The sequence below is a fragment of the Aquitalea sp. FG25 genome (assembly GCF_057809375.1).
Window position 1 is genome coordinate 283,686 of the sequence record NZ_JBMDJV010000001.1, and the last position, 25,144, is coordinate 308,829.

A 25,144-nucleotide genomic window follows, 5' to 3' on the forward strand; every position below is an offset into this window, starting at 1 on the left:
CGACCCCATGCGGGGCGCGGCTCAGGGCTGCTTCGCTTGCGCTGCGCGCAGCTTGTCCTTCTTGCTCATGCGCTTGCCCTTGATGCCACCGTTGCCATCGTTCAGCGGGGCTGCCACGGCGGCATCCTGCGGTTCGAAACCGGCAATGCGCTCGCGTAAAACCTGTAGCTGCTGGCGTTTTTCAATCAGGCGAAAATGGGCCGCGCTGTCGGCGCAGACAAAGCTGATGGCCACGCCGCTGGCCCCGGCACGGCCAGTGCGCCCGATGCGATGGGTGTAGTCGGCGGGCGAGCGCGGCAGATCGTAATTGATCACCATGGGCAGGCGGGCAATGTCGATGCCACGGGCTGCCACGTCGGTGGCCACCAACACTTGCAATTGTGCCGTCTTGAAATCTGCCAGGGCCTGGCCGCGCTGGCTCTGGCTGCAGTCGCTGTGCAGGGCAGCCGCACGGATGCCAGCCTGTTGCAGCTTGCCGCTTACCCGTTCTGCGGTGTGGCGGCTGGCGACGAATACCAGCACTCGCTCCGGGTTTTCGCTTTGCAGCAGATGACGCAGCAGCATGGTGCGGCGGGCGGCATCCACTTCGATGGCGCGCTGCCTGATGGCCGGGGTGTTGTCTGGCGAGGCCGGAATGTCGATGCGCTGCGGTTCACGCAATAGCTGCTGTGCCAACGCGAGCAAGGCGGGCGGGAAGGTGGCGGAAAACAGCAGGTTCTGCCGGTAGGGTGGCAGCAAATCCAGTAGCTGGCCGATTTCGGCGGCAAAGCCAAGATCCAGCAGCCGGTCGGCTTCATCCAGCACCAGCGTGCTGACATCGGACAGCCGCAGGGCATTGTGTTGCAGCAAATCCAGCAAGCGGCCCGGTGTGGCCACCACGATGTCGGCACCGCCGCGCAGGGCCATCATCTGCGGGTTGATCGAAACACCACCATAGGCCACCACCACCTTGGGCTGACGCGGCAGGCTGTCGCCAAGCTCACGCAGGATGCTGCCCACCTGCATAGCCAGCTCCCGCGTAGGCAGCAAAATCAGCCCATGCAACTGACGACGGCTGCCACGCTGACCGCTCAACCACTGTTGCAGCAGGGGCAGGCTGTAGGCGGCAGTCTTGCCGGAGCCGGTCTGTGCGGTGGCCAGCACATCGCTGCCTTGCAGGATGACGGGGATGGCGGCGTGCTGGATGGCGCTGGGGGTGGCATAGCCTTGTGCGGTGGCGGTATCGGCCAGCGCGGGCTGCAGGCCCAGAGAAGTGAATGGCATGAGCGGGACAGACAATTAAATGAAGCGTAAAGGAAGCGGCAAGGTCGCCGGAGGCGCAGCAGTATCAGCCCGTCAGCCTTGCAGGGTCAAGCTTGCTGCAATCTGGGCGGCAGGCGGGGGCAATTACGGGTAAAATCCGGGCTCGCCAGCCAAAGTAAAGTGAAGCAATCAGCTCATGGAAGAAACAGAAGTCAAAGATAAACCCAGATACGCCATTGTGGCGTCGGTTCAATTGCCGGAAGTCAGTGATGTGGAGTTTTCCTCCTCGCTGGCCGAACTGAGCGAGCTGGCCAAGACCCTGGGTTTTCAGGTGGTGCATACCTTTGTCCAGAAGCGTAACGGCTTTGACCGTACCGCCTATCTGGGGGTGGGCAAGCTGGAAGAAATCCACATGTATGTCAATCGCGGCTTGCGTGCCGACGAGATGGACGATGCACCGCCGCAGCTGGACCCGTCCGCCATCGAGATTGATGTTTTGCTGGTGGATCACGAAATTTCCCCGTCACAGGCCCGCAATCTGGAACTGGCTGTTGGCTGCGAAGTGATGGACCGCACCATGGTGATTCTGGAAATCTTCCATCGCAATGCCCGTTCGCGTGCGGCCAGGGCGCAGGTGGAAATCGCCCGCCTGGGTTATATGGCACCGCGCTTGCGTGAGGCGGCCAAGCTGGCTGGTCCGCAAGGCCGTCAGCGTAGCGGCATGGGTGGCCGTGGTGCGGGTGAATCGCATACCGAGCTGGACCGCCGCAAAGTGCGCGACCGCATTGCCGAATTGCAGCGTGAAATCCTGGCCATGGAGCTGGAGCGCAAGACCCAGCGCGCGCGCCGACTGGAACGGCAGGGGCAGGGGCTGGCCGGTGTATCGCTGGTGGGCTATACCAATGCGGGTAAATCCACCCTGATGCGGGCGCTGACCGGCAGCGAAGTGCTGGTGGCTAACAAGCTGTTTGCCACGCTGGATACCACGGTGCGTGCCATTTATCCGGAAAGCGTGCCGCGCGTGCTGGTGAGCGATACCGTCGGCTTCATCAAGAACCTGCCTCACGGCCTGGTGGCCTCGTTCAAATCCACGCTGGAAGAAGCGCTGGACGCTGGCCTGTTGCTGCATGTGATTGATGCCAGCGATCCGGGCTTTGAGCGCCAGCTGGAAGTCACCGATACCGTACTGCATGAAATCGGTGCTGATGAAGTGCCGCGCATTCGCGTGTTCAACAAGATCGATCATGTTGGTGACGCAGCAGCCGAAACCGGCTGGCGGGCCGAGCTGGAGCAGCGCTATCCCGGCTGCGTGGTGATGAGTGCGCGCCGCCCGGACGATGTGGCCGCCTTGCGTGCCCGTATCGTGGCGTTCTTTCAGCAAGACCTGAGCGAAGATGAAATCCTGCTGCCGTGGACGGCCCAGCAGTTGCGTGGCGAAATCTACAGCCACTGCCAGGTGCTGGAAGAGCGGGCGGAAGAAGAGGGCAGCTGGTTCCGCGTGCGCGGTGAGCCAGAGCAACTGCGTCGCCTGCACGAAAAGTTGAATCCGGGTGCGGGTAGCCGGGAAAAGGAATACTGGGAAGTCTGACTTTTCAGCATTCCAAGCAAGCCAAAGGCCCATGCTGTTGCATGGGCCTTTTGTTTTGTCAGCGCGGGCGGCTTAGCCCGGCACGCCCAGAATCACGCTGGAGGCCTTGAAGATGGCGGTGGCGCGGCTGCCGGTTTGCAGGCCCATGTCCTCGGCACTGCCATTGGTGATGATGGCGGCAATACTGACGCCAGCAGCCACCTCGATCACCACTTCACTATTGACGGCTCCCGGAATCAGCCGGCTGACCGTGCCGCGTAGCTGATTGCGCGCCGACAGGCGGATGTCGTCGTCCTCGGTGCCGACAATCACTGATGAAGCCTTGATCAGCGCATAGGCAGTCACGCCGGGTTCCAGCCCCAGATTAACAACGCTGTCGCGGGTAACCACGGCCACCAGTCGCAGGCCGTCGGTGATTTCCAGCTCCACTTCATCATTCACTGCGCCGGTTTTGATGGCGATGACCTTGCCCAGAAACTGGTTGCGCGCACTGGTTTTCATGCTCATGCCTCCCAAAAGCAGCAGATCGTCGGCCATGCCGCTGGCCTGACGCTGCAAGTTACGCAGAAATTGCTGATGTTCCCGCTCGATGATCTGATAGTTTTCCACCAACTGCCGCCCACGTGCGGTCAGGCGGGTACCACCACCGCCCTTGCCGCCGGACAGGCGTTCCACCAGCGGCTCTCCGGCCAGATTATTCATGTGATCGATGGCATCCCAGGCCGCCTTGTAGCTGAGCTTGATATCACGTGCGGCCTGGCTGATGGAGCCGCAGATATCGATTTGCGCCAGCAAGGCCAGATGCTGCGGACTGCCAAACTTTTCCCCGGCCAGGCTCAGCCATAATGCGCCTTGCAAGGTGATGTCTGCTTGCTTCATGTCGGCTGTTCCGATGGTGAGGGCTGGCAGCTGGCATGCTCGCGGCAGCGCCCGCATTCCGGCGGCTTGAGATCGGGGCGTCCCAACTGCTCGCCCAGCTCGGCGTACAGGAAGCGTTTCCACTTGATATCGGCCTTGTTGCGCGCATACAGCGGGTACAGGTAGTACTGCAGCAGGTGGTTTACCTCATGACGGCCTGCCAGCCCCATATCCTGCCACAGGTGGCGACTGCCCAGGCTGGCGACGGCTACGGCATGGGCCAGCCAGCGGCTGTGCTGCGGGTTTTCTGCTGCCGAGCGGTTGGCCAGCAGCATGGTCAGCAGAGCCTTGTTGAGGGGTGGTCGCTGTGACAGCAGCTGCTGGTATTGCACGTCGGCCAGGGCCTCCATGCAGCCCAGCTCCGGTGCGCAGGCAGACAGCACATCCAGCAGCTCTTGCTGCGGCAGTCCCAGCGTCCAGGCATACAGGGGAAGCTCGCCATCCTGCGCATTGCGCAGTACACCCAGCACGGCACGGGTTAGCAGGCGGAAGGCTTGCTGCTGTTGGAAATCATCCATGGGAAGTCTCCGTCAGGCCCGCAGGTGGCTGGCCAAGCCGCCCATCCTGCAGGTAAAGGGTTTGCTGACCGAAGGCGCGTACATCTTCGGCATCGTGGGTGATCAGCAGCATGGGAATGGACAGTCGCTGCAGCAACTCGGCAAGCTCGCCGCGCAATTGCTGGCGCAAGGCCGGGTCCAGTGCCGAGAACGGCTCGTCCAGCAGCAGCGCACGCGGCTCGGCCACCAGTGCGCGCGCCAGTGCGGTACGCTGGCGCTGGCCGCCGGATAGCGTGGCGGGCAACTGGTCGGCCAGCATGTCCAGCCCAAAGGCCGTCAGCCAGTAATCCACTGCCGCCAGTTGACGTCGCCGCCCGGGGTTGAGCCAGCCGCGTTGCAGGCCAAAACCAATGTTCTGGCGCACGCTCAGGTGTGGAAACAGCGCGTAATCCTGAAACAGATAGCCCAGCTGTCTTTGCTGCGGACACAGGCAAATCCCTTGGCTACTGTCAAACAGGCTGCGGCCATCCAGCCGGATATGCCCGGCAGCGGGATGGTGCAGACCGGCAATTGCCTTGAGCAGCATGCTCTTGCCGGCACCGGACGGGCCATACACCACCAGTTGCTGGCAGTTGCTTTGCAGGGAAATATCCAGAGAAAAACTGCGCTGGCCGCTGGACAAGGTATGGCGGATGGCCAGATCGAAGCGTGGTGTATTCATCTTAGCGCTCCGCCAGTCGGCCAGGGGCCAGTTTGCCCGCCAGCAGCAACACCAGTATGCAGACTGCCGAGGTCACCAGAACCAGCCGGTTGGCGCTGTCGTCCTGCCCGGCCTGTACCGCCTCGTAGATGGCGACGGACAGGGTTTGCGTCTTGCCAGGAATGCTGCCAGCCACCATCAGCGTGGCACCAAACTCGCCCAGCGCACGGGCAAAGGCCAGCAGCAGGCCGGCCAGGATGCCGCGCCAGGCCAGGGGCAGGGTGATGCGAAAAAAAATGCCGATTTCAGAAACGCCCAGCACGCGCCCGGCCTGTTCCAGCTGACCATCCACCGCTTCGAATGCAGCGCGGGCCGGTTTGTATACCAAGGGAAAAGCCACCAGGGCAGCGGCAATCACCGCACCTTGCCAGGTAAAGATCAGGTTGATGCCAAATTGCGCTTGCAGCCAGCCGCCCACCGGGCCGCGCCGACCCAGCAGGGTGAGCAGGTAATAGCCCAGCACGGTGGGCGGCATCACCATGGGCAGGGTGAGCACGGTATCCAGCAGATTGCGCCCTGGAAAGCGTCCGCGTGCCAGTACAAAGCCCACACCTACGCCTAACAGCAGGTTGAGCAGGGTGGCAAAACCAGCCACCCGTAGCGATAGGCCCAGGGCAGTCCAGGCCGGGTCATTCATCCAGTCGGGCATGTTCAGGGCTTGTGGAATCCGTATTTGGCCAGAATGGACTGGGCCGCCGGTGTCAGCAGGTAGCTGACAAAGCGCTGGGCCTCGGCGGCATTGGCAGCGGTGGCCGTGCGGGCAACCGGGTAGCTGATGCTTTCATCCAGCGGCACGGTAAACGCCACTTTCACCTTGCCAGGCATGATGGCGGCATCGGTCTGGTAGACAAAGCCAGCCTCCACTTCGCCACGGGCGACATAATCCAGCGACTGGCGTACGTTCTGGGTGTTAATGGCCTTGGCTTCCACCACCGGCCACAGCCGGGCGGTTTCCAGTGCATGCTTGGCATAGCGGCCCACCGGCACGCTGGCCGGAATGCCCAGGGCCACATGCTTGATGCCGACCTGTTGCAGGTCGGACAACTGCTGCAGTTTCAGTTTGCTATCAGCGGGAACGATAAGCACCAGGGCATTGCGGGCAAAGTCCTTGCGGTCGGCGTTGTTAACCAGCTTCTGCTTGACGGCGCTGTCCATGGTTTCCTGATCGGCCGAGGCAAACACATCAACCGGCGCGCCCTTGGCCATTTGCTGCAGCAAGGCACCCGAAGCGGCAAAGTTGAAGTTGACCTTGCTGCCGGGGTTGTTCGCCTCAAAGCCTTGGGCGATGTCCTTGAAAGCGTTGGTAAGGCTGGCGGCGGCGGAAACGGTAATTTCCCCTGCCAGCGTGTTGCCTGCCAGCACCATGCTGCACAGGGAAAGGGTAATCAGCCTTGCTTTCATGGATGAGCTCCAGTCTTGGGAATCAGGCCGTAATATACCCTGATATATAACGTACTGAAATAATCCTTATGGGGAATGGGCAATCGGCTGAAGTCAATAGGCACCCCGTGTCGCTGCCGCCTGAATGGCAAGCCAAAGGGTGGCAATCTTGATCAGCACGCGGCAAGTACCCACTCCCACCGCCCGCTGCTGGGCAAGCAGCTGCTGCGCCTTGGCGTGGCTGGTGCGCAGCAGCGTGGTGGCGGTAAAGCCGGTTGGGCAGATGAGCAGCCTGTTGATACCAGCGCGGAGCGGCAACAAAATGCTGCTGGCAAAAATTCCTTGTGCGACGCAGCAAGGCGGGCTAGGATCATGTCAGCCCCACATGGGCAACGTCGCTCGGACGGATCCGGGCGCTTACGTGAAAGGTTCACATGGCTTCCTCTGCAGGCAAGCGCCGCTTTGCGCGCATCGATCGTCTCCCTCCTTACGTTTTCAATATCACCGCCGAACTGAAACTGGCCGCCAGACAGCGCGGCGAGGACATCATCGACCTGAGCATGGGTAACCCCGATGGTGCCACCCCGCCGCATATCGTGGCCAAGCTCAACGAAGTGTCGCAGCGGCCCGATACCCACGGTTATTCCGCGTCCAAGGGCATTCCGCGCCTGCGCCGCGCGATTTCCCGCTGGTATAAGGATCGCTACCAGGTGGATATCGACCCGAATAGCGAGGCGATTGTCACCATCGGCTCCAAGGAGGGCCTGGCCCACCTGATGCTGGCCACGCTGGATGGCGGCGATACCGTGCTGGTGCCAGACCCGAGTTATCCCATTCACATTTACGGCGCGGTGATTGCCGGGGCGCAAATCCGTTCGGTGCCGCTGGTGCCGGGCATCGATTTTTTCGCCGAGCTGGAAAAGGCCATCCGTGGCAGCTATCCCAAACCCAAAATGATGGTGTTGGGTTTTCCGTCGAATCCCACTGCGCAGTGCGTGGAGCTGGATTTCTTCGAAAAAGTGATTGCGCTGGCCAAGAAGCACGACATCTTCGTGGTGCATGACCTGGCTTATGCCGACATTGTGTTTGATGGCTGGAAAGCACCGTCCATCATGCAGGTGCCGGGTGCCAAGGATATTGCCGTCGAGTTTTTCACCCTCAGCAAAAGCTACAATATGGCGGGCTGGCGCATCGGTTTCATGGTGGGCAACCCGGACCTGGTGGCCGCGCTGGCACGCATGAAGAGCTACCACGATTACGGCACCTTCACCCCGCTGCAAGTGGCTGCCATTGCTGCACTGGAAGGCGATCAGCAATGCGTGCGCGACATCGCCGCCAAATACCAGCAGCGCCGCGACGTGCTGGTAAAGGGGCTGAATGAAATCGGCTGGGAAGTAGAATGCCCCAAGGCTTCCATGTATATCTGGGCGCGCATCCCGGAACAGTGGCGCGAACTGGGTTCGCTGGAGTTTGCCCGTCTGATGCTGGAAAAGGCCAAGGTGTGCGTCTCGCCGGGCATCGGTTTTGGTGACCAGGGCGATGAATACGTGCGCTTTGCGTTGATCGAGAACGAAGCGCGTATCCGCCAGGCCTTGCGTGGCATCAAGCTGATGTTCAAGGAACAGTAAACAGGTATTGCCTGTGTTTGAATGCAAAACGGCCACGCGGCAAGGCGTGGCCGTTTTTTGTGCCTGGTTACACCTGAAAGCGGGCAACCAGCTTTTCCATGTCCACGGCAATGCGTTCCACCGCATCGGCAGACTCTGCGGTGTTGTGCGCGGTAGCGCTGGCTTCTTCGGCATGTTGCACGATGGTTTCGATTTTCTGGGCGACTTCGGTTGCCGCAGATGCCTGCTCGCGCAGTGCGGTATTCAGTTCATCCACGATGCCGGCAACATGCTGCGCACTGTCGCGCAGGGTGGCGACAGTGTCCCCGGCGGCATTGGCATTGCTTACGCTGGAGGTCACCAGCGCCACCCCCTGATCAACGCCATTGACCACTTCTATGGTGGATTGCTGGATGGAAGCCACCATCTTGACGATTTCATTGGTGGACTGGGCGGTGCGCTCCGACAGCTTGCGCACTTCGTCGGCAACCACAGCAAAGCCACGCCCCTGCTCGCCAGCCCGTGCGGCCTCGATGGCGGCATTGAGCGCCAGTAGATTGGTTTGGTCGGCAATGTCCTTGATGACAGCCACAATGGTGGAAATTTGCGCCGATTCGGTTTGCAGGCGGGCAATGCGTTCGGCAGCGGCCCCAACCACTTGCGAGATGTCATTGATCTGCCCGGCCAGCGAGCGCAGCGAACTGAGGCCATTGGCCGCTTGCTGGTCGGACGATGCGCTCAGGCTGGCTGCCTCTGCCGTGCCATCAGCAACATGGTTGATGGATACCGTCAGTTGCTCGGCATTGGCCGCAATGGCCGATGCCGCTTCGCTCTGCATGCTGGCCGACTGCTCCATCTGCTGCACCGAACGGTTGAGCTGGCGCGAGGATTCCAGCAGGACTTCCGCATTGCGGCGTGAATCCTGCATGGCTTCACGCAGGGCGGATTGCATATTGCCCATGGCGACAATCAGCTTGCCCACCTCATCCTGGCTGGACGGCGGCAGCGAACCGCGCAAATCACCGCTGGCAATGCGGCGGGCAGCTTCTACCGTGTTATCCAGCCGGCTGGCAATGCGCCGCGCCACAATCAGCGACAGCGCCAGCGACAGGATAACCCCGGCAATCAATGCCACGGTGCCGCCAGCCACGCCAGCCTGCACGCTATGATCTGCCCGTTCGGCAGCCTTGCTTGCGCCATCGGCATTGAGCTTGATCAGCGAGTCGGTGAGGTCGCGCAGGGCATTGGCTTTTTTCACCCATTCACCCTTGCGCAATACCTGGGCTTCATCTTCCTTGCCGGCCTTCATGAGATTGACAGCCATTCCCACTGTGTCACGGTAGGCTGCGGCGGCAGCCAATGCCTGCTGGTAGGCGGCCTTTTCTTCGTCAGAGCTTAGCTGTGATTCATAGTGCTTGAATGCGCCCTGTAGTTGCCTGTCCAGATCAGACATCGAATTTTCAATCTTGCTGCGTTCGGCAGGCGTGTTGGGCAGCATGTATTCCAGGCTGCGCACCCGGTAACGCAGGCGCAGCTGGCTGATTTCACCGACAGATTGCACCGAGGGGAGCCAGTTTTGGGCAATTTCACGGGTTTCGCTGCCCACAGACTTGATTTGCCAGATACAGAACAGGATGGCGGCTATCAGCACGCCTCCGCTAAGCAGGAAGTTGATAAGGAATTTTTTGGTAAGGCTGATGTTGTCGAAAAAATGCATGGCTGCGGCTCCGCCGATTAATTGTTATATCCGTCTACTGCTCTAAATACTAGTAAAGGATATTTTCCTGCTATCAGCCATGCAAATATTGCAGTGGAATGCCAAGAAGGGGATGGGCTAGTGCTGGCCGGGTTCCGCCACTGTCATGCTGAATACCACCCGTGCCGAGGTGCGGTTGGCATAATGGTGCGGCTCGGCCGTGCTGGCCACCGCCGCGCTGCCAGCGGGAATCTGCAGCTCCTGCTGGCCCACCTTGAGTGTCAGTTCGCCTTCTTCCACATGAAACAGCTCCACCGTACCCGCACCGTGGCCGGGTGATGCAAACAGCTCGCCCGGCTGCATTTCCCAGCGCCACAGCTCCACCATGTCCGGGCCGCTGCTCCCGGCCAGCAGTCGTGCGCTGCCGCCTGCCGGGCCGTGCCACAGCACGGGAATGTCATCTGGCCTGATCAGATGGACGGCTGGGGTTTTGGCGACATTGACAATATCAGCCACCGATACCCCCAGCGTGGCCGCCAGCTTGCACAGGATGGCGATGCTGGGGTTGGCGCTGCCTTTTTCAATTTCCACCAGCATGCCCTTGCTGACGCCGGAGCGACGGGAAACTTCGTCCAGTGACAGTTTTTTGTCCTTGCGGTGTTGCTTCAGCTGTGTTGCCACCGCAGCACTGACTTGCTGCACGTCGGCACCATTGTCGGTCATTATATTGACTTTATTGGTCATTGGTCACTATCATGGGATAAAACAGTCAATATAGGATTCTGCAATGTTCCTCGTTCAGCCGTCAATTCATCCTGCCATTGCCACACTTGCACCAGGTTTCAGAGCGCTGAGTCTCAGCGTGGAGGCTGCTGCCATTACACGACCCGAAGTTGCATCCGCCATGTTGGAAGATGCCTGCCGCCAGGTGCAGGCCGGGGAGCCGTACTGGGCCGAGGACCATCTGGCAGCCTGGGCGGACGTGTTCCGCGCTTTTGGCGCCAAGCCACAACGCACTCCCTGCTCGGCAGAAGCCTTGCGCAAGCGTGTGCTGCGGGATGGCAGCATGGATGCCATCGATCCGCTGGTGGATTTATACAATGCCATCAGCCTGCGCTATGCCGTGCCGGTTGGCGGGGAAAATTTTGCCGCCTATGTCGGAGCGCCAAGGCTGATCTTGGCCGATGGCAGTGAGGCCTTCGATACCCTGAAGCAGGGCGTTGCAGTGAATGAGCCGCCGGAAACGGGTGAGGTGGTGTGGTGTGATGATATTGGTGTCACTTGCCGGCGCTGGAATTGGCGCCAGGGGGTGCGTACCCGGCTGGATGCCAGCGCCAGCCGCATGTGGTTCATTCTGGAGAGCTTGCCGGCCATGCCGCTGTCAGCACTGCAGGAAGCCGGTCTTGCCATGCAAGATGGTTTGCTGCAGATGATGCCGGGTGCGCTGGTGGACTTGCGCCTGCTGGAGTGTCCGGTGCCAGGCGAAGCTGCATGATGTTGCTCCGTGTCCCTTGCTGCGGGCGCGCTGTCGCTGGCCTTGTTCAGTCAGGGGTGTGGGCAGTGAGGGCGGCATGATGTCACGTTGAAGGTGGTTTGGAAGTGAAAGGGGCGCTAGCCCCTTTTTTTCTCATTGTGCATGGTAATGTTTAAAATGATGTTGAGTAGTGTTGTAAATCTAGATGTCATCAGGTAAAGTAATGGTGCTTTATTTTACTGGGCACTTGTTCTGATAAATTTAAAATAAATCGTTATTTTTAAACAAAAAAATGATGTTTATTTTTATTTAGAAAAATAAACATTGTGCGAATAAAATAGCGAAAAATTCATGCCGAACTCCGGCTGCGATGCCTTGCTGTTACAAGGTGGTTTGCTGGAGGGCGGTAGAGAAAAAATGATAATCGGCATGCAGAAAAACAGGCTTAAAAAGACTGTATGCAACCGGGCAGGCAGTTTGTGCACATCAGTAAAAATAAACGTGCACAACTTGGGCAGACAAAGAATCATGCAAACGGGGTAGTGATGTGATCAAGGTGTTGACTGTGTTCGGGACACGGCCGGAGGCCGTGAAAATGGTGCCGGTAATTCAGGCGTTGGCGCGTTTCCCCAATATTGAATCGCGGGTATGCGTAACCGGCCAGCACCGGGAAATGCTGGATCAGGTTCTGGATTTCTTTGAGGTGGAACCGGATTTTGATCTGCAACTGATGCAGCAGGGACAAAGCCTGGCATCGCTGACCGCACGGTTGATCGAGGGGATCGACAAGGTGCTGGAGCAGGAAAAGCCGGACGTGATACTGGTGCATGGCGATACCGCCACCACGCTGGGAGCAAGTCTGGCGGCATTCTACCGCAAGGTTCCCATCGGCCATGTTGAGGCTGGCCTGCGTACCGGCGATCTTTACTCGCCGTGGCCGGAAGAAATGAACCGCCGGGTAACGGACACGCTGACCAGCTGGTACTTTGCACCGACTGAAGAGTCCAGCCGCAATCTGCAAGCCGAAAAAATCGATCCTTCCCGCATCTTCATTACCGGTAACAGCGTGGTGGATACCCTGTTGCTGGCCGTGGACAAGCTGGAGAAAAACGCCAGCCTGCGCGCCGACATGGAGCAAGCCTTCTCCGTTATCCGTCCGGGTGCGCGCATGATTCTGGTGACCGGCCATCGGCGCGAAAATTTTGGCGATAAATTTGCCAGCTTCTGCAATGGCCTGCTGAAACTGGCCCAGCGCTACCCCGATGTGGATATCGTCTATCCGGTGCATCTGAATCCCAATGTCCGCAAGCCGGTATTTGAACTGCTGTCCCGCGTTTCCAACATTCATCTGATCGAACCGCAGGAATACCTGCCTTTTGTCTATCTGATGAACCGTTGCCACCTGATCATCACCGACTCGGGAGGTATCCAGGAGGAAGCCCCGGCGCTGGGCAAGCCAGTACTGGTGACGCGTGATACCACCGAGCGGCCGGAAGCACTGGCTGCTGGCGTGGCGCGACTGGTGGGTACCGAGGCGGAAAACATTGTGCGTTGCGCCAGCGAACTGCTGGACGATGCCATGGTGTACGCCAGTATGTCGCAGGCGCACAGTCCGTATGGTGATGGTTCGGCTGGCCTGCGCATTGCCAGCATTCTGGCGTCGCTACCGCAATTGCAGCGTGAGATGGCGACGGAGGCATCCCTTGTTGCTGCGGTTTGATGGTTGTCGTGCAGTCAAAGCCGGGTTGCTGAGTGTGCTGTTGATGCTGGGGGGGGCTGGCCATGTGCTGGCGGCCAAGTCGGCAGCCAATCAGTCGCAGGCGGCACTGGCGGCACTGCCAATTGATGACAAGGCTGATTTGCCGCCGCAGGCCAGTGTTGCTGCGGGGCAGGCACGTCGAGGCCCGTCCGTGCACCTCAAAGGGGCGGCCAGCGAGGCGGCCCTGCGCCAGACGCAGGCAGTCATCCGCCAGCAGATTGAGGAGTCGCGCAGCAGCACCAACCAACTGGATGATCCGCCGCACCGTTCGCAACAGTCAGCACCCGCGCTGTGGTTCCTGCGTGTGCTGGCCATCATCCTGTACGTGATTGTGGCCTTCATCATGGTGTATGCCGTGCGTCACATGGCGTTTACCCTGAACCGATTGTTTGGCAAGCAGCGCCATCCCTATCTGGATATTGAGACTGCCGAGTGGCCGCGCGTCACCGTATTCATTGCCGCTCACAACGAAGAAGCCGTGATTGCCGATGCGATGGAGGCCTTGCTGGAGTCCGACTATCCGGACGGACGCATGGTCATCATGCCGGTCAACGACCGATCCAGTGACGGTACGCGGGAAATCATCGACCAGATTGCCGCCCGACGGCCCGATATCATCCGGCCTTTCCATCGCAGCGAAGGCAAACCAGGCAAGGCGGCAGCGCTGAAAGATGCCACGGCCATGATCGATACCGATATCTTCATCGTATTCGATGCCGATTATGTACCGGGGCGAGGCTTGCTCAAGCAGCTGGTGGCACCGTTCTTCGACCCGGAAGTAGGGGCGGTGATGGGGCGCGTGGTGCCCTTGAATGCGGGTGCCAACATGCTTACCCGCATGCTGGATATGGAGCGGGCAGGGGGCTATCAGGTGGATCAGCAAGCCCGGATGAACATGAAACTGGTGCCGCAATATGGTGGCACCGTGGGTGGCATCCGCGTAGCTGCGCTGGAAAGCGTGGGTGGCTGGCATGATGACGTGCTGGCCGAGGATACCGACCTGACCTACCGGCTGCTGATCGGCGGCTGGCTGACAGCGTATACCAACCGTTCCGAGTGCTATGAAGAAGTGCCGGAAAGCTGGCCGGTGCGTATCCGCCAGCTGATGCGCTGGACGCGCGGCCACAATCAGGCGCTGGCGCGCCATGTGGGCAGGCTGCTACGTACCAAGGGCGTGCCGTTTCGCGAAAAATCAGATGGCCTGCTATTGCTGGGTACCTATGCCATGTCACCGTTTTTGCTGGTGGGCTGGCTGATTACCCTGATCCTGTTCTACTTCGACAGCGTGCTGCCGTCTCCGGGTTTCTTTCTGATCCTGGGCTTGGTGTGTTACAGCGCCATGGGTAATTTTGCTGCCTTCTTTGAAATCGGCACCGCCTGCTATCTGGATGGCAGTGGTAACCGGCTGCGCATTCTGCCGTTTTCCATCTTTGGTTTCATTGTCAGCCTGGTGACCATCTCGCATGCCACCATTCTGCAGTTCATTATCGAACCCTTCCGCAAGACGCAAAACCTGCACTGGGACAAGACCAAGCGTTACCGGGGGCAGGCTAAATGATGCTGTTGATATTCGTGATTGGCGTGTTGTCGCTGATGCTGCTGCCATTGTTGCCTGCCTTGCTGGAGATGGTGCGCAAAACCGACGTTACCTCGCTGGGTATCAATCGGCTGCATACCGGCTCTTCCAATGTTTTTGCCGAGAATTATCGCAAGTACTTGGAAAGCCATGGTTTGCTGAATCAATTACAGGATTACTGGAATTCACGCCTGTCAGCGTGGAGCCCGCTGCTGGAAAAAAATATAGAGGAAGAAGTTCTGGCCACTGCCGGGCTGGCTATCCCGGCTGATTTCAGCTGCCTGAAAGAGGTTTACTGCGCGGGTGATGTGGAAACCAGAAGGGGCGTGATTCTGCGCAGCATCCTGGCGGAAGGTGATCTGGTGCTGGGTGAGCAGAACTCCGTGGTGCGCTGGGCCAGTGCCCGCAATATGCTGATTGGCCGTAATGCCACCCTGTTCGGTCGCATGGTGGCTCAGCAGGAAATGTGCTTTACCGGCCCGGCCAGCTTTCAGCGCATTCAGGCCGCAACCATTCGCATGGGCAAGCCGTGGCGGCAGATGTCGGCCATGGGGCCGTACCGTGTCTTTGACATCCTGCAACTGGAGCACACGGTGTTTTTCAATGACGACATCCAGCGTGTAGTGGTGGAGGGAAATCTTTCCCTGCCAGATCACAGCATGGTCAGCGGCCACCTGGTGGTGCATGGCACGCTCAAGATTGGCCACGGCTGCTACATCCAGGGCAGTGTCAAAGCCAGTGGCAACGTGCATGCAGGCAATGGGGTGACCGTGGAAGGCGCGATGGTGTCCGATATGTCGGTTTCCTGCCTGAGCGACTGCGTGTTGCTGGGGCCCGTGGTGGCGGAGCGCTTTGTCTATATCGGCAGCCGCTGCGTGCTGGGCAGTGTCGATCGTCCGATTAGTGTGTCTTCCAGCTCTATTCGTCTCAAATTGCCCATGCTGATGCATGGCACGGTGTGGGCGCGCTCGCGTGGAGCCATTCGGCATGAGCGTGCCAGCGGGGCGTAAATGGCATTGGCTGACTGGCCTGTTGCTGGCGCTGTGGGCGGGCTGCGGCATGGCGCGTGAGGCCATCGACCTGCATGGCTACCAGTCGGCAGATGGGGCAATCCGCTTGCAGGCGGATGGCGATCTGGTTGATCCGTACTTTGCCATGAAGGCCTTGCTGGTGGCGGATGGGCTGGGCTTGCCGGTCAAGCCGGCTGCCGAGGCCTGGATTGCCTGGCTGCTGCCACGGCGGGAAGCGGCTGGCAGCTTTCCACGCTTTGTTGCACAGCCTGGTGGTGGCTGGAAGCGCATGGCCAATGCCGATGCGGACGACTCCACGCTGGCTTTGTGGATGTCGCTGCTGTACCGCGTATATGGCGACAGTGCCAGCATGTCGCCAGAACTGCAGCAATCGCTGCTGCAGGCGCGGGCCGATTTGCTGCGGCTGCGTGTTCGGCCCAGCGGTATTTACCACTATGCGCGTGGTGCGGATGTGGGCTATCTGATGGACAACGCCGAGGTATACGAAGCGCTGCGCGACGATTGCCAGCATGGCGGCAAGAGCTGCGGGTTGGCCCGTCAGCTGGAGCTTGCGGTTGGCAAAGTGTTCTGGGATGCGCGGCGGCGGGTGTGGCGTACAGCTTCGCACGGCGAGCCAGCAGCGGCATTCTATCCGCGTACTGCGGCGCAGTTGTTTCCGCAGATGGCCGGTATGCCGGTGCCGCGTGGACAGCGCAGCTACGACGACTGGCTGGCGGGTGAGGGGCTGCCTTGGCTGTTGCAGGATGCCGAGGTGCTGGATTTTGCCTGGGGCCTGCTGACCGTGGCAGCCATTAAAAACAAGCGGGATGACGTGGCGCAGCAATGGATGACGCGCGCTGCACCATCGCGTAATGGACAGCGCTGGAATGTGCTGGAAGAAGCCGTTTTTCAGGGGCTGGAGCAACGCTTCGGTCCGCTTGCAAAATAAGGGGTAGGCAGTTTGACGAAAGTACAGCAGTGGCCCAAGTGGGTCTGGCTGGTGGTGATTGTGGTGCTGGCCTTGCTGGTCAGCCTGGGTTGGCATTGGCAGCGTAGCCGCAATATGCCGCCCCCCGCCGTGGGCATGGTGTTATTGCTGCCGGATAATGCGCCGTCGCAAAAGTATGTACTGGCCTGGCAGGATGCAGCCACCGAAAGCGGCGTTTTGATGTCGCAGATGCGTGCCAGCGACTTTGTCGATCTGGATGCCGCCCAGCGATCGCAGATTCGTGGCGTGGTGCTGCCGGACGGTATTCATCGTTATATCAGCCCGGCGCTGGGTAGCGTGCTGGAAGAGTATGTGCGCCAGGGCGGTGCCCTGTGGCTCAATTACGATGCCGCCACCGAAAATGCCGAAGGCCGTTTTCTGGAACGGGCCGAGCTGACCCGCCTGGTCGGTGTGGAATACCTGCTGTTTCAGGAGCGGGGCAAGGGCATGATCCACAACGATGCCCTGCTGGTGCCACCATCCACGCTGCAGGATCTGGCCATTGCTCCCGGTCGGTTTCAGCCCTACACCGCCAGCGGCAGCGGTTGGCTGCAGGCCACGACGTACGGCTATGACAATGCGGCATTCAGCTACTTTGAAACCCGTGGCCGCTTTCCCGGCAAGCTGCTGGCAGAAGGGCGCGACGGTTCGGTGCTGGCCGGTTTGCGCGACTATGGCAAAGGCAAGGTGCTGTTTGTCAATTTGCCCGTGACGTATCTGGCCGTGCGTACGGATGGCCTGTGGTTGCATTCCTTTCTTGCCTTCTTCAATCGTCAGGTGCTGCATCTGCCCCGGCTCTCTGCTGTGCCGGACGGTATTGGCGGCCTGGTGATGAACTGGCACGTGGATGCGGCCAATGCGCTGCCTTATATCGACATGCTGGAGAAAATTGGCTTCCTGAAGCAGGGTCCGTACTCCATTCACTTTACAACCGGCCCGGACACCAATCGCCCCGGCGATCATCTGGGTATGGATCTGGCCAACAATCCCAAGGCGCAGGCGCTGGTCAGCCGTCTCAAGGGCATGGGCAACGAGATTGGCGCGCATGGCGGCTGGGCGCACAACTACTTTGCCTTCAATGTGAACGAACACAATGCGGCGGAGTGGACGCCCTATCTGGAGCATAACAAGCAGGATCTGGAAAACGTCATTCACCAGCCGCTGACCGAATACTCGGCACCAAACGGCAATCAGCCCTCCTGGGTGACTGACTGGCTGCGCAAGCATGGCGTGATTGCCTACTACCAGGTGGCCAACCTGTCGATGGGGCCTACGCGTTCTTATGTCGATCCGGCCAATATGCACGACCGCCCATGGTCTTTCCCGGTATCGGCCGATGGCAGCGTGGCTTCCTTTGAAGAAGGCGTGCGCAACGATTACAGTCAGCCGCGCATGCAGGCCTGGCTGCAGGCCATGACCCGTTTTGTGGTGGACCAGGGCGAGGCGCGCCTGGTGTATTTCCATCCGCCGGGTGTGTATTTCTATCAGAATGCTGCCGCCAGCTGGCTGGCACAGACCGCCAGCCTGCATGCCAGTGGCACATTTCGCTGGTATACCATGACCGGCCTGGCGCGTTTCCTGTCGCAGCGGGAGCTGACCAGTTGGCAGATTCTCCCGCTGGGCGCAGCCAGTGGCGGCCATTTCCGTATCCAGGCGCACAACCCGCAGTCGCTGGCCGGGCAAAGCTGGCTGCTGCCCAAAAATAGCGTGACAGGGCGGCCCTTGCTGACTGCCGGCGATGCGCGCCTGGAAGAAACACCGCAGGGATGGCGTGTGACCGCGCGTTCCGGCAAGGATTTGCAAATCGATTACTTACCGCCAACAGGCAATTCTCAGTGAGGGGAAGAATGAAATTCAAACAAAAACACTATGCACTGATGCTTGCCAGCGTACTGTGCAGCGCTGCCGCTGCAGCAGAAGATGCAGCCCCGGCAGCCGCCCCGGTTGCCAACGAGGCCGCTGCCGAAGTGGCGGCACCCGAAGTGGCCGGGCCTTATGCCATGAGCCGCAGTATTGAAGTAGGCGGTGGCGGTCATCATGTCAGCGGTGGCAACGGCGATTGGAACAGCGCTTTTGTTTCCGGTGTGTGGCAAACCGATACTGCCAATGTATTTGACTGGATTGTGCAGAACGATCACCGCTTCGGTGAATCCGGTACCGCATTCAATGGCGGCTGGAATCACGACATCAACCAGGACTGGTATGGCCGTCTGGAGTTTGGCAAGAGTAGTGCGGGTACGTTCTGGGCAGACAAGCACTACGGCGCAGCCATCAACCGCAAATGGCTGCCTGAGCGCAATCTGGTGTCCACGTTCGGCTTTGCCTACAACGACAATCGCCAAGGTTACAGCGACCGGGTCTACACCCTGGGCTTTGTCTATTACTTTGACGGCCCGTGGGTTGTGGAGGGCGGCATTCACCGCAACCTGAGTAATCCGGGCAGCGTGACTTCCACCCAGGGCTACGGTGCAGTGACCTATGGCCGCGACCGCTGGCGTCAGATCGTCCTGTCGGTTAACTCCGGCAGTGAAGGTTATATGCCGATTGGTAACAGCACTACCCAGCAGGTGTTTGACAGCCAGTATTACAGCCTGGGCTGGAAGGAGTGGGTTGGCCCGCACTGGGGCGTGCATGCCACGGTGGATTACTACCATGGCACCTACTATCAGCGCTCCGGTGGTTCCATGGCGGTATTTTGGGATCTGCCATGAGCCTGAAGCCACGTCTGGCCTTGCTCAATGCGATGCGCACCACCGGCTATGGCGGTGGTGTCATCCAGAGTCACCGCGCCATGCGTACCGAGCGCTTCACCCGGGTGCGCTGGGTGGAGATCATCGGCCTGCCGTTACTGTTTGATCTGATCTTGCTGCAGTTTTTGCCGCAGGTGATGCAGTTCTGGCAATGGTTGACGGCGTGGAGCATCGGTGTAAGCAATGTGCCGGCGGATTTATCCAGTCAGGTGATTGCCGGCTGGCCATTGCATCCGCTGATTGCCTTGCCTTGGCTGGAGCTTTCCGCCACCGTGCCAAGCTACTGGCAGTGGTGGCTCAACTGCCTGGCCTGCGTGCTGCTGTTTGTGCTGTCCTTTCTGGTCAATAAGGAAAACACGCCGCTGCGCTATGTGCTGCGGCTGATTGTCATCGTGCATGGCAGCGCCTGCCTGTACTTTGCTTTTTTCCCGGCCTGGTTTGCGCACTCCTTGCCGGAGTATCACCATACCTGCCTGGAAACGGTGCTGATTCTTACCTTTCTGGTGCCGTGGATACACAGCATCACCTTCAACATCCTCAATAAGCCCATTGTCGAGAAAATTCTGCTGACCGCCATTTCCATGGCCTATCTGCTGCTGGAAGCGCCGCTGCATTATTTTCTGGCTGCCGTAGTCATGCACTACGGTTCGCTGATGTTCATGCCCATGCTGTTCATCCTGTTCAGCCTGATGCTGAATGTGATGATGCTGATTGCCTTCTACGCCTGGGCCATGAGCTGGGAATTCGGTAGTTCGCACCAATCATCCTGAGTGATGGCAGGTTGGGATTGGACGGGTCGCTTGCGCAGGCAGGCGGCCCGTTTTGCATGGTCAGGCGCTTTATTGCTGGCGGGCTGGCTATTTGCCCGCTTGCTTGGCGCGTGCGGTGGCAGGTGCTTTTGCAAGCTAAGTGCCTGACGCAGCAGGCACTGCCTGCCAGCACTGGTGAACTGGCTATTGCAGCGGGCGGGCCTGCTGCGACAAGGCATGCGCTGGCGGGGTGGACGTGGTAGAATCGAGCTTATTTTTGATTTCTGAAAAGATAGCCATTTACCCATGACAGATCAGCTTTTCGCCAAGGAAACGATCCCAATCAGCCTCGAAGAGGAAATGCGCCGTTCCTACCTGGATTACGCCATGAGCGTGATTGTGGGCCGGGCGCTTCCCGATGTGCGTGATGGCCTCAAACCGGTACATCGTCGCGTGCTGTTTGCCATGCACGAGCTTTCCAACGACTGGAACCGCGCATACAAGAAATCCGCGCGTATCGTGGGCGATGTCATCGGTAAATACCACCCGCACGGCGACTCGGCGGTGTACGACACCATCGTGCGCATGGCGCAGGACTTCAGCCTGCGTTACCCGCTGGTGGACGGTCAGGGCAACTTCGGTTCGGTGGATGGCGACAGCGCCGCCGCCATGCGTTATACCGAAATCCGCATGGCGCGCATTGCGCATGAACTGCTGGCGGATATCGACAAGGAAACCGTGGATTTCGGGCCCAACTACGATGGCTCCGAGCACGAACCGCTGATCCTGCCGGCCAAAATCCCCAACCTGCTGATCAATGGCTCCTCCGGCATTGCCGTGGGCATGGCCACCAACATTCCGCCGCATAACCTGACGGAAGTGGTGGACGCCTGTCTGGCACTGCTGGCCAATCCGGAACTGACCATCGACGAGCTGATCGACATCATTCCGGCACCAGACTTCCCGACGGCAGGCATCATCTACGGCACTGCCGGTGTGAAAGAGGGCTACCGTACCGGTCGCGGCCGCGTCATCATGCGCGCCCGCACCCACTTTGAAGACATCGGCAAGGGTGACCGCCAGGCCATCATCGTCGACGAGATTCCGTACCAGGTAAACAAATCGCGCCTGCTGGAGCGTATTGCCGAGCTGGTGCGCGACAAGCAGATCGAAGGCATTTCCGACCTGCGCGACGAGTCGGACAAGTCCGGCATGCGCGTGGTAATCGAGCTCAAGCGCGGCGAAATGCCGGAAGTGGTGCTCAACCACTTGTTCAAGCTCACCCAGCTGCAAGACAGCTTCGGTATCAATATGGTGGCACTGGTCGATGGCCAGCCGCGCCTGTTGAACCTGAAGCAGATCATCGACGAATTCCTGCGTCACCGTCGCGAAGTCGTCACCCGCCGCACCATCTACGAACTGCGCAAGGCGCGCGAGCGCGGCCATATCCTGGAAGGCCTGGCCGTGGCGCTGTCCAATGTGGACGACATCATTGCGCTGATCAAAGCCTCGGAAACCCCGCCAGCCGCCAAGATTGCGCTGATGGCACGCCCATGGCGCTCCGAGCTGGTGGAAGAAATGCTGTCACGCGTGGACCAGAGCAAGGCCCGCCCGGACGGCTTGGACGTCGAGTTTGGTCTGCATGCTGATGGCTACCGCCTGTCCGACGCGCAAGCCCAGGCCATCCTGGAAATGCGCCTGCAACGCCTGACCGGCCTGGAACAAGACAAGATCGTCGGCGAATACCGCGACATCATGGCCATCATCCTGGATTTGATCGACATTCTGGAACGCCCGGAACGCATCAACCAGATCATCGGCGACGAACTGCTGGCCATCAAGACCCAGTTTGGCGACGAGCGTCGTTCCGAGATTGAACCGTTCGGTGGTGACATCAACATCGAGGACCTGATCACCCCGCAAGACATGGTGGTGACCATCTCCCATACCGGCTACATCAAGACCCAGCCGATTGATGACTACCGCTCGCAGCGCCGTGGCGGTCGTGGCAAGCAAGCTGCCGCCACCAAGGATGACGATTTCATCGACACCCTGTTTGTAGCCAATACCCACGACTACGTGCTGTGCTTCTCCAGCAAGGGTCGTTGCTACTGGATCAAGGTCTACAACCTGCCGCAAGGCGGTCGCAACAGCCGTGGCAAGCCAATGGTAAACGTGCTGCCGCTGGCCGATGGCGAAAAGATCAATGCGCTGCTGCCGATCAAGGCCTTTACCGACGGTGAGATTGAGGACGAGATCGAGGACGACGAAGCCGCCGCCCTCAAGGCCAAGGGCCCGTTCATCTTTATGTGTACCGCCAATGGCACCGTGAAGAAAACCCCGCTGGAAGCCTTCTCCCGTCCGCGTACCGCCGGCATTATCGCCGTGCGCCTGGATGAAGGCGACAACCTGATCGGCGTGGCACTGACCTCCGGCAACGACCAGATCATGCTGTTCTCCGATGCAGGCAAGGCCGTGCGTTTCAGCGAAGCCAATGTCCGCGCCATGGGGCGTACCGCCGGTGGCGTACGCGGCATGATGCTGGGCGAAGGTCAGCAGGTAATTTCGCTGCTGGTCACCAATTCGGAAGAGCAGCAAGTGCTGACCGCCAGCGATGGCGGCTATGGCAAACGCACCCGCACCGGCGAGTTCCGTCATACCAGCCGTGGCACCCAGGGCGTGATTGCCATGGATCTGACCGACAAGACCGGCCTCAAGCTGGTGGCTGCCAGCCTGGTGGAAGACAGCGACGACGTAATGCTGATCACCACCGGCGGCGTACTGATCCGTACCAAGGTATCCGAAGTGCGCGAAACCGGCCGTTCGGCTCAGGGCGTGCGCCTGATCAACCTGGACGAAGGCGAGAAGCTGATTGGCCTGGAAAAAGTAGCCGAAGGCGAGTCCGACGAGGAAGTCGAAGTTGTCGATGGCGAAGTGATCAGCGGTGAAGATATCGCCGCACCAGCTGCCGATTCTGCCAGTGCAGGGGATGCCGAGGCATGACGCCTAGTGCTGCCAATCCGCAGGTACTGGAGACGATGAGTGCGCTCTTCGTCTCCTTGCCGCACTGCGCTACCCTCGGTTTCCAGTATCTGGGCACCGAGGGCCGGTGTCCGGTGCTCAAGGTGGAGTGGCGGGAAGATCTGGTCGGCAACCCTGCCAGCGGTACCATCCACGGCGGGGTGATTACCTCGCTGGTGGATACCACCAGCGCCGTATCGGTAACGGCCTGCCTGCCGGATTTTGAAACCATCGCCACGCTGGACCTGCGCATCGACTACCTCAAGGCCGCCACGCCAGGTAAAGCCATCCACTGCCGCGCGGAGTGTTACCGCCTGGCCAGTCAGATCGCCTTTACCCGTGCGGTGTGCTATCACGACGACCCCGCCGACCCCATCGCCCACGGCGTAGCCACCTTCATGCGCGAATCCAGCCGTGCCTCCATGCTGCAGGAGGCAAAGCCATGAGTGATTTTATGGAGAAGCTGGCTGCGCTGCGCGATGCCAAAGACTTCGCTGCCCTGATCGACGCCATTCCCTATGCCCGTCTGATGGGCGTGGAAATGGGGGAAGACGAAGCAGGCGAGTTGCTGTTCCAGCTACCGTTTGCCGAAAGAAATGTCGGCAATACAGCGTTGCCGGCACTGCACGGCGGGCTGATTGGCGGTTTTCTGGAAAATGCCGCGCTGCTGCACCTGATCTGGCATCGTGAATCGCTGGAAGCACCCAAGATTGTCGATTTTTCGCTGGATTACCTGCGCTCTGGGCGGTCGCAAACGCTGTTTGCCCGCTGTGAAATCACCAAGCAAGGCAAGCGCGTGGCGCATGTATTGATCGAGGCCTGGCAAGAGGACCGCCGCAAGCCGGTGGCCGTGGCACGGGCCCACTTCCTGCTGACGCAGTGACACACACACAGGCGTGGCCTGCCCGGTCATGCCGCAAGTTTGAAGCAATGACTGAGGACAGACATGGCCAAGGTGTATAACTTTTCCGCCGGACCGGCAGTTTTGCCCCACGACGTTCTGGCACAAGCCCAAAGTGAAATGCTGGACTGGCATGGTTCCGGTATGTGCGTGATGGAAATGAGCCATCGCGGCAAGGAATTCATGGAAATCATCCATGATGCCGAACAGGACCTGCGCGAGCTGATGCACGTGCCTGCCGGTTACAAAGTGCTGTTCCTGCAGGGCGGTGCCTCCATGCAGTTTTCCATGGTGCCGCTCAACTTGCTGGGTGGTAAACAATCGGTCGATATCGTTAATACCGGCCACTGGTCCAAGCTGGCCATCAAGGAAGCGCGCCGCTACTGTAATGTCAATGTGGTGGCCAGTAGCGAAGACCGCAACTTTGCCTATATCCCGGCAGAAAATACCTGGCAGCGCGACCCTGACGCCGCCTATCTGCATTACACCTCTAATGAAACCATCGGCGGCCTGCAGTTTCCCTTTGTGCCGTCCGACCAAGGCGTGCCGCTGGTTTGTGACATGTCGTCCGACTTTCTGTCGCGCGAGGTTGACGTCAGCAAGTTCGGTCTGATTTATGCCGGTGCGCAAAAAAATATCGGCCCATCCGGCTTGGTGGTGATGTTGGTGCGTGAAGACCTGCTGGGCCGTGCCCGTGCCGACCTGCCCACCATGCTCAACTATCAGGTGCATGCCGACGCCGACTCCATGTACAACACACCGGCCACCTATCCCATCTATATCGCCGGTCTGGTGTTCAAGTGGCTGAAGCAGCAAGGTGGGGTAAAGGGTATGGAAAGCCGCAACGCAGAAAAGGCCGGCCTGCTGTATCACACCATTCAAGCCAGCGAAGGCTTCTACACCACCCACATTGACGAACCTTTCCGCTCCCGCATGAACGTGGTATTCCGCCTGAAGGATGAGGCGCTGGAAGAAAGCTTCCTGATGGAAGCACGCAAGAATGGTCTGATTCAGCTCAAGGGCCACCGTGTAGTGGGCGGCATGCGTGCCTCCATTTACAACGCCATGCCCATTGAGGGCGTGAAAGCGCTGGCCAGCTTCATGCAGGACTTTGCCCGCCAGAACGGCTAACGCTAACGAGGCAGGGCAGATTGTTCTGCTGTCGCTACACTGTGTGCAAAAACCCGTGTTCAACACGGGTTTTTTATTGGCTGCAGTGGTTTTATGA

Annotated in this window: 23 protein-coding genes; 14 read left to right on the forward strand and 9 right to left on the reverse strand. The window is 59.6% G+C overall.

Going from position 1 to position 25,144, the window contains the following annotated elements:
• Positions 1-21: 21 nt before the first annotated feature.
• Positions 22-1,263 (reverse strand): DEAD/DEAH box helicase, encoded by a 1,242-nt coding sequence (locus ACODR9_RS01300; RefSeq protein WP_488807195.1) that lies wholly within the window; start codon positions 1,261-1,263, stop codon positions 22-24.
• A gap of 175 nt (positions 1,264-1,438) precedes the next feature.
• Between ACODR9_RS01300 and hflX the strand changes: the two genes are divergently transcribed.
• Positions 1,439-2,830 (forward strand): GTPase HflX, encoded by a 1,392-nt coding sequence (gene hflX, locus ACODR9_RS01305; protein WP_488807196.1) that lies wholly within the window; start codon positions 1,439-1,441, stop codon positions 2,828-2,830.
• A 72-nt stretch (positions 2,831-2,902) separates the two neighbouring features.
• On the opposite strand, the gene ACODR9_RS01310 is transcribed toward hflX, so the two are convergent.
• The 6 genes from ACODR9_RS01310 to ACODR9_RS01335 all read right to left on the reverse strand — a co-directional run bounded on the left by ACODR9_RS01310 (position 2,903) and on the right by ACODR9_RS01335 (position 6,703).
• Positions 2,903-3,709 (reverse strand): TOBE domain-containing protein, encoded by an 807-nt coding sequence (locus tag ACODR9_RS01310; protein WP_488807197.1) that lies wholly within the window; start codon positions 3,707-3,709, stop codon positions 2,903-2,905.
• Entirely contained in the window at positions 3,706-4,266 is a 561-nt protein-coding gene (locus ACODR9_RS01315) for a nitrogen fixation protein NifQ (RefSeq protein WP_488807198.1), read from the reverse strand. The genes ACODR9_RS01310 and ACODR9_RS01315 overlap by 4 nt, the downstream gene beginning before the upstream one ends.
• The gene (locus ACODR9_RS01320) at positions 4,259-4,966 is read right to left on the reverse strand and encodes an ATP-binding cassette domain-containing protein (RefSeq protein WP_488807199.1); all 708 of its coding nucleotides are present in this window, start codon (positions 4,964-4,966) and stop codon (positions 4,259-4,261) included. Before ACODR9_RS01320 ends, ACODR9_RS01315 begins: the two co-directional genes overlap by 8 nt.
• A gap of 1 nt (position 4,967) precedes the next feature.
• Entirely contained in the window at positions 4,968-5,654 is a 687-nt protein-coding gene (modB, locus tag ACODR9_RS01325; RefSeq protein ID WP_488807200.1) for a molybdate ABC transporter permease subunit, read from the reverse strand.
• Between the two features lie 2 nt (positions 5,655-5,656).
• Entirely contained in the window at positions 5,657-6,406 is a 750-nt protein-coding gene (gene modA, locus ACODR9_RS01330) for a molybdate ABC transporter substrate-binding protein (protein ID WP_488807201.1), read from the reverse strand.
• Between the two features lie 93 nt (positions 6,407-6,499).
• Complete coding sequence (locus ACODR9_RS01335; protein ID WP_488807202.1) at positions 6,500-6,703, reverse strand: hypothetical protein; 204 nt, start codon at positions 6,701-6,703, stop codon at positions 6,500-6,502.
• Between the two features lie 116 nt (positions 6,704-6,819).
• On the opposite strand from ACODR9_RS01335, the gene alaC reads away from it, so the two are divergent.
• Positions 6,820-8,013 (forward strand): alanine transaminase, encoded by a 1,194-nt coding sequence (gene alaC / locus ACODR9_RS01340; RefSeq protein ID WP_488807203.1) that lies wholly within the window; start codon positions 6,820-6,822, stop codon positions 8,011-8,013.
• 67 nt (positions 8,014-8,080) lie between these two features.
• Here the strand turns inward: alaC and ACODR9_RS01345 are convergent, their stop codons facing one another.
• Both ACODR9_RS01345 and ACODR9_RS01350 read right to left on the reverse strand, forming a co-directional pair.
• On the reverse strand, positions 8,081-9,709 hold the full coding sequence (locus tag ACODR9_RS01345) for a methyl-accepting chemotaxis protein (protein WP_488807204.1): 1,629 nt from the start codon (positions 9,707-9,709) through the stop codon (positions 8,081-8,083).
• Between the two features lie 117 nt (positions 9,710-9,826).
• On the reverse strand, positions 9,827-10,432 hold the full coding sequence (locus ACODR9_RS01350; protein ID WP_488807205.1) for a helix-turn-helix domain-containing protein: 606 nt from the start codon (positions 10,430-10,432) through the stop codon (positions 9,827-9,829).
• A 43-nt stretch (positions 10,433-10,475) separates the two neighbouring features.
• Here ACODR9_RS01350 and ACODR9_RS01355 point away from each other — a divergent pair, with 43 nt between their 5' ends.
• From ACODR9_RS01355 to serC, 12 genes are all read left to right on the forward strand, one after another.
• The gene (locus ACODR9_RS01355; protein WP_488807206.1) at positions 10,476-11,183 is read left to right on the forward strand and encodes a B3/B4 domain-containing protein; all 708 of its coding nucleotides are present in this window, start codon (positions 10,476-10,478) and stop codon (positions 11,181-11,183) included.
• Positions 11,184-11,718: 535 nt separating this feature from the next.
• Positions 11,719-12,882, forward strand: a complete 1,164-nt coding sequence (gene wecB / locus ACODR9_RS01360) for a non-hydrolyzing UDP-N-acetylglucosamine 2-epimerase (RefSeq protein WP_488807207.1) — start codon at positions 11,719-11,721, stop codon at positions 12,880-12,882.
• A complete protein-coding gene (locus tag ACODR9_RS01365) occupies positions 12,866-14,479 on the forward strand; it encodes a glycosyltransferase family 2 protein (RefSeq protein WP_488807208.1) in 1,614 nt (537 codons plus the stop codon). Before wecB ends, ACODR9_RS01365 begins: the two co-directional genes overlap by 17 nt.
• Complete coding sequence (locus tag ACODR9_RS01370) at positions 14,476-15,507, forward strand: hypothetical protein (RefSeq protein WP_488807209.1); 1,032 nt, start codon at positions 14,476-14,478, stop codon at positions 15,505-15,507. The genes ACODR9_RS01365 and ACODR9_RS01370 overlap by 4 nt, the downstream gene beginning before the upstream one ends.
• Entirely contained in the window at positions 15,485-16,456 is a 972-nt protein-coding gene (locus ACODR9_RS01375; RefSeq protein ID WP_488807210.1) for a hypothetical protein, read from the forward strand. Before ACODR9_RS01370 ends, ACODR9_RS01375 begins: the two co-directional genes overlap by 23 nt.
• A 12-nt stretch (positions 16,457-16,468) precedes the next feature.
• Positions 16,469-18,334, forward strand: a complete 1,866-nt coding sequence (locus ACODR9_RS01380) for a polysaccharide deacetylase family protein (protein ID WP_488807211.1) — start codon at positions 16,469-16,471, stop codon at positions 18,332-18,334.
• 8 nt (positions 18,335-18,342) lie between these two features.
• Positions 18,343-19,206 carry a YaiO family outer membrane beta-barrel protein gene (locus ACODR9_RS01385; RefSeq protein WP_488807212.1) on the forward strand — a complete coding sequence of 288 codons (864 nt, stop codon included), beginning with the start codon at positions 18,343-18,345 and terminating at the stop codon, positions 19,204-19,206.
• Positions 19,203-20,015: a hypothetical protein gene (locus ACODR9_RS01390; protein ID WP_488807213.1), complete on the forward strand. Its 813-nt coding sequence runs from the start codon at positions 19,203-19,205 to the stop codon at positions 20,013-20,015. The genes ACODR9_RS01385 and ACODR9_RS01390 overlap by 4 nt, the downstream gene beginning before the upstream one ends.
• 285 nt (positions 20,016-20,300) lie before the next feature.
• Positions 20,301-22,997 (forward strand): DNA gyrase subunit A, encoded by a 2,697-nt coding sequence (gene gyrA, locus ACODR9_RS01395; RefSeq protein ID WP_488807214.1) that lies wholly within the window; start codon positions 20,301-20,303, stop codon positions 22,995-22,997.
• Positions 22,994-23,461, forward strand: a complete 468-nt coding sequence (locus ACODR9_RS01400) for a PaaI family thioesterase (RefSeq protein ID WP_488807215.1) — start codon at positions 22,994-22,996, stop codon at positions 23,459-23,461. The genes gyrA and ACODR9_RS01400 overlap by 4 nt, the downstream gene beginning before the upstream one ends.
• Positions 23,458-23,898, forward strand: coding sequence for a PaaI family thioesterase (locus ACODR9_RS01405; protein WP_488807216.1), 441 nt, complete (start codon positions 23,458-23,460; stop codon positions 23,896-23,898). The genes ACODR9_RS01400 and ACODR9_RS01405 overlap by 4 nt, the downstream gene beginning before the upstream one ends.
• Before the next feature lie 63 nt (positions 23,899-23,961).
• Positions 23,962-25,047 carry a 3-phosphoserine/phosphohydroxythreonine transaminase gene (gene serC, locus ACODR9_RS01410; protein ID WP_488807217.1) on the forward strand — a complete coding sequence of 362 codons (1,086 nt, stop codon included), beginning with the start codon at positions 23,962-23,964 and terminating at the stop codon, positions 25,045-25,047.
• Positions 25,048-25,144: the final 97 nt, after the last annotated feature.

Bases quoted from the DNA above. Each gene is read 5' to 3' on its own strand.
- ACODR9_RS01350 (WP_488807205.1), bottom strand. From the start codon at position 10,432: ATGACCAATAAAGTCAATATAATGACCGACAATGGTGCCGACGTGCAG.
- ACODR9_RS01345 (WP_488807204.1), bottom strand. From the start codon at position 9,709: ATGCATTTTTTCGACAACATCAGCCTTACCAAAAAATTCCTTATCAAC.
- modB (WP_488807200.1), bottom strand. From the start codon at position 5,654: ATGCCCGACTGGATGAATGACCCGGCCTGGACTGCCCTGGGCCTATCG.
- ACODR9_RS01355 (WP_488807206.1), top strand. From the start codon at position 10,476: ATGTTCCTCGTTCAGCCGTCAATTCATCCTGCCATTGCCACACTTGCA.
- ACODR9_RS01390 (WP_488807213.1), top strand. From the start codon at position 19,203: ATGAGCCTGAAGCCACGTCTGGCCTTGCTCAATGCGATGCGCACCACC.
- ACODR9_RS01375 (WP_488807210.1), top strand. From the start codon at position 15,485: ATGAGCGTGCCAGCGGGGCGTAAATGGCATTGGCTGACTGGCCTGTTG.
- ACODR9_RS01315 (WP_488807198.1), bottom strand. From the start codon at position 4,266: ATGGATGATTTCCAACAGCAGCAAGCCTTCCGCCTGCTAACCCGTGCC.
- serC (WP_488807217.1), top strand. From the start codon at position 23,962: ATGGCCAAGGTGTATAACTTTTCCGCCGGACCGGCAGTTTTGCCCCAC.
- modA (WP_488807201.1), bottom strand. From the start codon at position 6,406: ATGAAAGCAAGGCTGATTACCCTTTCCCTGTGCAGCATGGTGCTGGCA.
- ACODR9_RS01320 (WP_488807199.1), bottom strand. From the start codon at position 4,966: ATGAATACACCACGCTTCGATCTGGCCATCCGCCATACCTTGTCCAGC.
- gyrA (WP_488807214.1), top strand. From the start codon at position 20,301: ATGACAGATCAGCTTTTCGCCAAGGAAACGATCCCAATCAGCCTCGAA.
- alaC (WP_488807203.1), top strand. From the start codon at position 6,820: ATGGCTTCCTCTGCAGGCAAGCGCCGCTTTGCGCGCATCGATCGTCTC.
- ACODR9_RS01405 (WP_488807216.1), top strand. From the start codon at position 23,458: ATGAGTGATTTTATGGAGAAGCTGGCTGCGCTGCGCGATGCCAAAGAC.
- ACODR9_RS01310 (WP_488807197.1), bottom strand. From the start codon at position 3,709: ATGAAGCAAGCAGACATCACCTTGCAAGGCGCATTATGGCTGAGCCTG.
- hflX (WP_488807196.1), top strand. From the start codon at position 1,439: ATGGAAGAAACAGAAGTCAAAGATAAACCCAGATACGCCATTGTGGCG.
- ACODR9_RS01370 (WP_488807209.1), top strand. From the start codon at position 14,476: ATGATGCTGTTGATATTCGTGATTGGCGTGTTGTCGCTGATGCTGCTG.
- ACODR9_RS01385 (WP_488807212.1), top strand. From the start codon at position 18,343: ATGAAATTCAAACAAAAACACTATGCACTGATGCTTGCCAGCGTACTG.
- ACODR9_RS01400 (WP_488807215.1), top strand. From the start codon at position 22,994: ATGACGCCTAGTGCTGCCAATCCGCAGGTACTGGAGACGATGAGTGCG.
- ACODR9_RS01300 (WP_488807195.1), bottom strand. From the start codon at position 1,263: ATGCCATTCACTTCTCTGGGCCTGCAGCCCGCGCTGGCCGATACCGCC.